The 1,760-nt window shown below is 51.1% G+C and carries 2 protein-coding genes; both read right to left on the bottom strand.

Annotated features, from left to right (window positions below; all coding sequences use genetic code 11):
• Positions 1–153: 153 nt before the first annotated feature.
• Complete coding sequence (locus PHH40_04955) at positions 154–720, bottom strand: DUF4376 domain-containing protein (GenBank protein ID MDD2767072.1); 567 nt, start codon at positions 718–720, stop codon at positions 154–156.
• On the bottom strand, positions 717–1,760 hold a 1,044-nt coding region (locus tag PHH40_04950), incomplete at its 5' end, for a hypothetical protein (GenBank protein ID MDD2767071.1). The genes PHH40_04955 and PHH40_04950, both read right to left, overlap by 4 nt.

Raw genomic sequence — 1,760 nt, 5'->3', positions numbered from 1 at the left:
ACCTGCCCAATATGTGCGCCTAACGTCTGACGAATGGGTGAAGTCACAGGTAGCAGCCTTATCACCCGGTACACGGGCCGTAGCTGCTACTTTCTGTCAAAAATCTTCGGAGTCAACGTCATAGCGCGACTGGAACATGTTCCACGGCGACGCTTACCACACCACCGCCTCAACCTCTGCTTTTGTCGCAGCCGCCTCGATCTGCTCACGCAACAGCACCCCTTTGGCAAACTGCGCAGCCACATGCTGACCCAGCGCCGCGCCCACCTGCATCATGTCGGTCTGATTCAAGGTGCGGACTTGGTTGTTTGCCAGCACCCAGCCAATCGAGAACTGGTCCGACATCTGAGCCAAGGCCACCGCTCCGGTGATGCGGTTCTGGCTGATGGCATCACTGTCAAAGGTCGAGCCGTCCCATGTGAAGCCGGCGTACTCGGCATTGGAGCGGGCCTGCTTGATTAGGGTCCACTGGGCATCTTTGAGGTCTTGCAGGGTGCGGGGGTCTTCCCATTGCTTGGTGGTGTAGTTGAAGGTGTGATTGGTGGACGGCTGTGGTGGTAGTTTGTAGTGGATATTATCTATAACATACCCTGGCCCGTAAGCTTTACCCTCCAGCACAACGGTATCTCCTTCAGAGAATACACTAGGGTTATATGCAGTTCCTGAATACAGAACTTCCCCTGTTTGTTTTGAAATAGCCGTAAATACAGTATCTGTCATTTCATTAGTCCAAAAAATGCAAGGGTTTTATTATATGTTGTCAGCGTATAGCCTGCATAAGCATAAGCACTAGCTGTGATACTGCTGTCTACGCCGCCACCATTCAAGGTCATGGTAAACATAAAAGTTTGGCTACCCCAGTGGTTATAATTGGCGTCCCAATATTCTCTACTCACAGGATATATTCTTTGAGTCCCGTTTATATTTAAGTAGTAGTAACACTTTAATCCACCAACTGTACTATTAGTGATAGGATCAAAAGTCACAATAAATATCACCTTCAAAGAAACACCGGCTTTTAGTAATAGACTGGTTGAAACTGTACCTGCTGTGCCTTCTGTTGAATTACTTACTGTCACCGCATTCCCAGCGATATTCGCAGTATTAATCACGTTGGCTTGGGTAATCGTCATTACTCCATTTTCAACATAGAACCCTGGCGAATATAAATTACCGTCTTGTCTTATTTCAAGGTATTTACCATTGTTAAGATTGCCAATCAGCAGACCACTTGGGCCGAGGTATGTCCCGTAGTTGCCAGCAGCGGGCCATCCCCAGCCTGTAAATGCACCGGTTGTGAACTGCCCGCCATGGACATTACCGCCAAAGGTTCCGCTGGCCCCTGTGATCGACCCGGTGAACGTACCATTTGATCCAGTGATATCACCGACCACATTCAGATTCATCCCGTTCCAAGTCAGCTTATTCCCCGACCCATTGCCCAGCGAAAACGTACCACCCGCCCCCAGGAAAAACCCGATCCCGGTATCAAATGCCGTCTGTCCGGCACGCACCGCGTTGGAGGCAATGGTGATGCCGCCGATGTACCCGGCGTTGGCATAGACTGACCCGCGTACCACGGCGTTTGCCAGTTCAGCCGTCCCGTCCGCGTTGATCTTCCATCCCGCAGAACCCGCCGTGAAGTTGGTTGACTGGATGTAAGACCCGACTCCTATGGAGCCCGCGGTAATCTTGGCCGCACTCAGGGCTGAAATCTTGGCGTCGTCAACTGCCAGGTTGGCGATCTTGGCGTTGGTGAT

It is taken from the genome of Candidatus Moraniibacteriota bacterium, from assembly GCA_028688415.1.
GTDB lineage: Bacteria > Patescibacteriota > Minisyncoccia > Moranbacterales > UBA1568 > UBA1568.
Note: the sequence above shows the minus strand (reverse complement) of the source record. Positions and strands in the feature narration are given on the sequence as shown.